Below are 5,689 nucleotides of genomic sequence, written 5' to 3' on the forward strand. Positions count from 1 at the left end.
AGTCGCGTGGTATTTACCAACAATTATTTGCAGAGCGCCAAGTCAATAAAATTTATCACGCTGTTGCACCTTATAAAAAAGATTTAAATTTCCCTCAGACGTTACACTTGCATTTAGATAAAGGTCATCCTTTTTACACCATGCGGGTTATAGAAAATGCAAAAACAAATACCAAGACTTATATTGAGCTTATTGAGCATAACCAGATTTGGGCAAAATATCGCTTAACTCCGACAACGGGTAAACAGCACCAACTTCGCGTGCATCTTAATTACTTAGAAATTCCGATTAAAAATGATCCATTTTATCCAGTAGTTCAACACAAGGCAGAAGATGATTTCTCGGAACCATTACAGCTGCTAGCTAAGCACATTTCATTTATAGATCCCCTCACAAAAGAGGGAATGTCTTTTAATTCTGAGTTTGAATTGACATTGTAATGTAACCGTAATGACAAAAAGATTATTTTTTATGCCAAAAAGCATTGAAATTACATTGCGATGGTTTAAAATAAATTCCTAAAAATTAAAAATCATTTGGTTTTGTTATTCATGCGAAAAACAGAAGTTTATCAGGTTCGACTTGACTCCCAAGAAAAAAAGCAGGCTTTTGCTGTTTTTAAACAACTGGGAATTACCCCTGCCCAAGCAGTACGACTTTTTTTTAAACAGGTCGTATTAACTAAATCTATTCCTTTTGCTATCGAAAATCAGAATATTAATATGGAACAATTATTAAAGCTGAGAAAAGCAAAAGCATCTTCATTGAACCAAAATCCATCAGCTTTAGCTGAAGATGATGACCATGAAGATTTATTTGAAGAACTTAATGCACTTCTTGGTGAAAGCGACAAAACTTAACACTGTTGCATTTATAAACAAGTTTTAACGTCAAAAAGCTGTTTTTTTCGTTATGCTCTCTTTGTAAAAACATAATGATAAGTTACAAGGAGTGCCAAATGATCGTTAGACGAGCGACTTTTGAAGATTTAGAGCAACTCGCCGTTTTATTTGATGAATACCGCCAATTTTATGGGGCCTCTTCTAATTTTAATGAATCACTTCACTTCCTTAAACAACGTTTTGAGAATAGAGAAAGTGTGTTCTTCATTCATATTAAAGACGATAAAATCACGGGTTTTATTTTACTCTATTTAGGTTTTTCTTCAGTTGCTTGTTCAACTTATTATATCTTAGATGATGTCTATGTTACGCCCGTTTTTCGTCGTCAAGGTTCTGCTAAACAGCTAATCGATACAGCAATCTTATTTGCAAAACAAGAGAATGCTTTGCGGATTAGTTTGGAAACTCAAAGCAACAATCATGAATCTCATCGTTTATATGAACAAATGGGATTTATTCGAGATAGTGAGTTCCAAACTTTCCATTGTTTTCTCAAATGATATTTTGAGCGAGCTGTTTTTGTTGTTCAGATAAATAAATCCACTCACCATCTTCAAGTTCAGGTAAAACCAATTGCCCTACTTGATGGCGATGTAATGCTTCTACCTTATTTCCTACAGCTGCAATCATTCTTTTTACTTGATGATAAACACCTTGATGAATCGTCATAGTTAATTGATGCGTTTCTAATATCTCAACATCTGTTGCAGCAAAAACACCTTTTTCTTGATGCAAATTTACGCCTTGGCTCAACATTTCAATTTGCTCAGGTGTAACCGGATCTATAGTCGTAACATGATAAACCTTTGGTACATGTTTACGAGGATGAGTTAAAGCTTGAAGATATTTACCATCATCGGTAAGTAAAAGTAAGCCTGTTGTATCTTGATCTAAACGACCAATGGCTTGCACACCCCGTTGAATCAGGATTTCTGGTAAAAGGCTAAATACACTTTGATGATGATGGGGCTGGTGTGAACACTCAAAACCTTTTGGTTTTTTTAGAGCAAGGTAAACTTTTTCACGATATTGATAAGTTTCCCCAAAAAGAGAAAACTCTAAATTTTCTGGAGAGAATTGCTTTTTGAGATCATCTGCAACCTCTCCATCAATACTTACAGATCCGTTTTTTATTAACTGCTGACAATATTTACGAGAACCAAACCCTTGTGATTGTAAAATTTTTTCCAGCAGCATGAAGTTTTCTCATTAGAACTAAGCTGTTATTTTAACGTAGTTTCCACTTTTTACTAAACGCTACGAGCAGCTCTTTACATTTACTTCATTCAACTCACACTTTATTCTTCAACTACTCGATAAATATTTTCATTCTGTTCACTTTCAAATAATAATTCGGTAGTAGGCAGAATAATTTCATTATCAACAATAATATGCTCAATACGTTGGCTTAGCTTTAACGATTCATTTTCATGTTCAACTAAATTTTTCTTTAGTTGCGCTTTTGCATCATGAATCTGGTCAAACTGATCTTTAATTTTGATATCAATAATGTCCATAAATCTATCCTGTACTCATGAGTAATGACTATTTTTATATCACAATTTTTAAAAACTAAAATTTTTAACTTGTTAATTTATATAACATTGTTTCCAAGCGTAACCAGAAATTAAAACTCTTTAGGATTGAGAGATATACAAACATTTATTCTTAAAAATAAGATTTAAAATCGGCTATATCTTTTAAAGCGTTCACATTACGTGTCTTAAATATTATACAATTCCATTTATTTACTTCCTTCGCACTCCCCATGCTTGCCCAATTTGATGTTAATTTAGTTGTTCTACTCGTTCTGTTGATCTGCGGCTTATTAAGTCAAAATGCAGCTGTAACGATTGCAGCTGGTGTGCTCATTGTCGTTAAAATTACGCCATTAAATGAGTTTTTCCCTTATATTCAAGCTCACGGTCTTAATTTAGGAATTCTTATTTTAACGATTGGTGTACTTACTCCCATTGCCAGTGGGAAGCTCAGTGGGGAGAGTATTTTAAAGTCATTTGTTAGTTTTAAATCACTTTTAGCTATTGCAATTGGCTTATTAGTCGCTTGGTTGGGTGGTCGTGGAGTAAAACTAATGTCGAGCCAACCTGATGTGGTAGCAGGTTTACTGATTGGTACGGTTGCTGGTGTTGCTTTACTTCGTGGTGTACCAGTCGGCCCTCTGATTGCAGCAGGCTTACTCTCTTTATTTATTGGTAAATAAGAAGTCGATATAAAAAAGGTGCAATTAAGCACCTTTTTAACACTTAGGCTAAATTTTTATTTTTAGCCAGAATAATAAGCATTCCGTTTCAAAGAGAACTTTTCTAACTGCTTTAAAAATCCTTCAAAATAACTTTTCTCTTTTTCTTCAGTTCGATAACCCGCATATAAAGTTCGTCTTAAACCTGTAGGAGAAACACAATCTAAACGGCGGCTTGTAACCCAACCTTTTTGTTCATATTCATTTACTACCCAATCAGGTAAAGCCGCAATACCTCGCCCACTTGCTACAAGCTGAATAAGCATTTGGGTTAAATCTGTTGTTCGTATTTGCTTAGGTTGAATATTCGCAGGAATGAAAAGTTTAGACATAATATCTAAACGGTGCTTATCAACAGGATAAGTAATTAAAACTTCTTCGGCCAACTCTTGAACTGTAATATTTTCAGCCCGTACCAAAGGATGCGTATTTGATAAGACTAAACGGGATTCGTATTCAAAAATCGGAAAATACTCAATTCCTTTTAACGCAATCGGGTCAGCTGTAATCAGTAAATCAAATTCTGCATTCTGTAAGAGTTCATGCGGATTAGCCTCAAAACCTGAAGCAAAATCTAAATCGACATCTGGATATTGCTGACGATACTGATTTAATAAAGGCATTAACCAGTCAAAACAACTATGACATTCCGATGAAAAAATAATTCTGCCGGTCTGTCCATGCACAATACGTGTGATATCACTGTGGGTAATCTGAATTTGTGGCAAAACATCATCTGCTAACTTTAATAAACGCTGTCCAACATTAGAAAAACTAACAGGTCTGCTTCGACGATTAACAACCTCTACCCCATACCAATGATCTAATTCTTTTAATTGATGGGAAATGGCAGATGGCGTTAAACAAAGGTCATTTGCTGCCGAAACTAATGAACCATGCTCACGTAAAGCAACGAGAGTTTTAAGGTGACGAATTTCTAACATGGGCCCACGCTTGAAAAGTAGATTTATCTATAAATGGGTAAAGCTCATGTTTGCTTTTCCATAAAATTTTCGACAAATCTTCATTAATGAATTTTATTCACTTTAACACAAAATTAGTTAGTTTGTCTCAACATGAATTTTATTTCACTATTTTTACATGGGATGAATTTAGGTATCTTCAAAAATGAAGGGAAATTAAAACGATTTCATAAAGTTTTTAAAATGGTTAAAAACCATAAGAAAATAGACCTAATAAAGGTCTATTTTTATAAAAAACTAAAAACTATTGTGCTAATACATTTAAGCTAATAATCGTATAGCTCTGATCTTTAGGTTTTAATTTCAAATTTAGAGGGGCTGTTACTTCTACTAGGTACTCTCCAGCTTTTGGAAAGCTAAGCGCGACCTGACCATTCTTTTCTGCCTTAAACTGCTGCACTTGTTTGTCAGTTGCACCCTTTTCTCTTACATTAACTTCAGCATAAGCTAAAGGCTGGCCCTTTTCAGTTATAGCTAATTTAACTGGTTGAGCAGCTTTAATTTGGTTTGGATGCACAGAAAAACTAACTTTAATCGGTGAATTAGGAAGCTGAATATCTGAAACTTTTCCCTTAGAAAGATAACTCTGCAATATCCACTCACGTGTTACTTGCTCTGTTTTAATTGTTTTTGTTTTAAGGTCAGTCGGAATCAAATATTCACGTTCTGCTTTCGGTGGAGCTTTATCAGCTGGCATATCAAAAAATAGATGCCATTCTTTTTGATCATATACATATTTTAAAGGATAACTCGTCTGAGTTTGAACAATGTATGTGCCTTCTTCAGGTAGATCTACATCAAAAACAGTTACAGACTTATGCACAGCTTCTGAGTTAACGGTTTTAAGCTCATTTTTAGGTGTAATTACACTAAGCTTGGCATCCTTTAAAGCATATTCACTATTTAATGCTTCTTCAGCATAACCAGCAATTACAGGTACTTGAGTCTGTTCAGTTTTATAAGCTACAGGTGCTACATAAGGTTCGTGAGCAAAGCCCGTTGTACATATCAATCCAAGTGACGTCATTAGAAATCTATTCATTATTACAAAATCCTGTTGTATGCGAAGTTGAAAAATCAGACAAAATATAAGCGAATACAGTATACACAAATAAAAATAATTCTTATTATCATTAATAAATTTAATTTTACATAAAAAAAGACCCGAAGGCCTTTTCTTATTTAATTTGATTTTATTGCTGTTTCATCTTTGGAAATGTCTGCTCGAAATCAATTAGCTTATAGCTTTTCACTAAATCATCTGGTCCGTAAGATACTTCGTATGAAGTTTCTTTACCATTAAAATATGCTTCTGTCGGAGTCCCAAATACTTCCCAAAGGCCGATTGAAGCCACATCTGCTACACCATGACCAAAAGCTCTGCCGACTTTCACCCACTTTGAATAACCTTGCTGAAAAGTATAGATCTCAACGCGTGTTCCATCACGGTATTCTGAAAGTACAGGCGCACCAAACTCAGCAATCACATAATTACGAGAACTGCCTGGATTTAGAACATTTAAATTTTTTTTACTTGGTTGATT

9 protein-coding genes are annotated in these 5,689 nt (G+C 34.4%); 4 read left to right on the top strand and 5 right to left on the bottom strand.

What is annotated here, in order from left to right:
• The 3 genes from UC75_RS20330 to UC75_RS05715 form a co-directional block, all read left to right on the top strand.
• Positions 1 to 440, top strand: a 440-nt coding sequence (locus UC75_RS20330; RefSeq protein WP_228137110.1) for a pseudouridine synthase, incomplete at its 5' end; no start/stop codon positions are given.
• Positions 441 to 551: 111 nt separating this feature from the next.
• Positions 552 to 860, top strand: coding sequence for a type II toxin-antitoxin system RelB/DinJ family antitoxin (locus UC75_RS05710; protein ID WP_049836985.1), 309 nt, complete (start codon positions 552 to 554; stop codon positions 858 to 860).
• A 98-nt stretch (positions 861 to 958) separates the two neighbouring features.
• Positions 959 to 1,402: a GNAT family N-acetyltransferase gene (locus tag UC75_RS05715; protein ID WP_002122286.1), complete on the top strand. Its 444-nt coding sequence runs from the start codon at positions 959 to 961 to the stop codon at positions 1,400 to 1,402.
• Here the strand turns inward: UC75_RS05715 and UC75_RS05720 are convergent.
• Complete coding sequence (locus UC75_RS05720; protein ID WP_049836986.1) at positions 1,395 to 2,099, bottom strand: pseudouridine synthase; 705 nt, start codon at positions 2,097 to 2,099, stop codon at positions 1,395 to 1,397. The two genes, UC75_RS05715 and UC75_RS05720, sit on opposite strands and share 8 nt — an antisense overlap.
• 101 nt (positions 2,100 to 2,200) lie before the next feature.
• Positions 2,201 to 2,419: a hypothetical protein gene (locus UC75_RS05725; RefSeq protein ID WP_004791556.1), complete on the bottom strand. Its 219-nt coding sequence runs from the start codon at positions 2,417 to 2,419 to the stop codon at positions 2,201 to 2,203.
• Between the two features lie 251 nt (positions 2,420 to 2,670).
• Between UC75_RS05725 and UC75_RS05730 the strand changes: the two genes are divergently transcribed.
• Positions 2,671 to 3,123 (top strand): DUF441 domain-containing protein, encoded by a 453-nt coding sequence (locus tag UC75_RS05730; protein WP_004791554.1) that lies wholly within the window; start codon positions 2,671 to 2,673, stop codon positions 3,121 to 3,123.
• A gap of 62 nt (positions 3,124 to 3,185) precedes the next feature.
• On the opposite strand, the gene UC75_RS05735 is transcribed toward UC75_RS05730, so the two are convergent.
• The 3 genes from UC75_RS05735 to UC75_RS05745 all read right to left on the bottom strand — a co-directional run.
• Positions 3,186 to 4,106 (bottom strand): LysR family transcriptional regulator, encoded by a 921-nt coding sequence (locus UC75_RS05735; RefSeq protein ID WP_002122195.1) that lies wholly within the window; start codon positions 4,104 to 4,106, stop codon positions 3,186 to 3,188.
• Positions 4,107 to 4,389: 283 nt separating this feature from the next.
• Entirely contained in the window at positions 4,390 to 5,187 is a 798-nt protein-coding gene (locus UC75_RS05740) for a DUF4198 domain-containing protein (protein ID WP_049836987.1), read from the bottom strand.
• Positions 5,188 to 5,338: 151 nt separating this feature from the next.
• Positions 5,339 to 5,689, bottom strand: a 351-nt coding sequence (locus tag UC75_RS05745) for a hypothetical protein (RefSeq protein WP_228137112.1), incomplete at its 5' end; no start/stop codon positions are given.

The sequence above is a fragment of the Acinetobacter sp. V2 genome, from assembly GCF_001188385.1.
GTDB lineage: Bacteria > Pseudomonadota > Gammaproteobacteria > Pseudomonadales > Moraxellaceae > Acinetobacter > Acinetobacter oleivorans.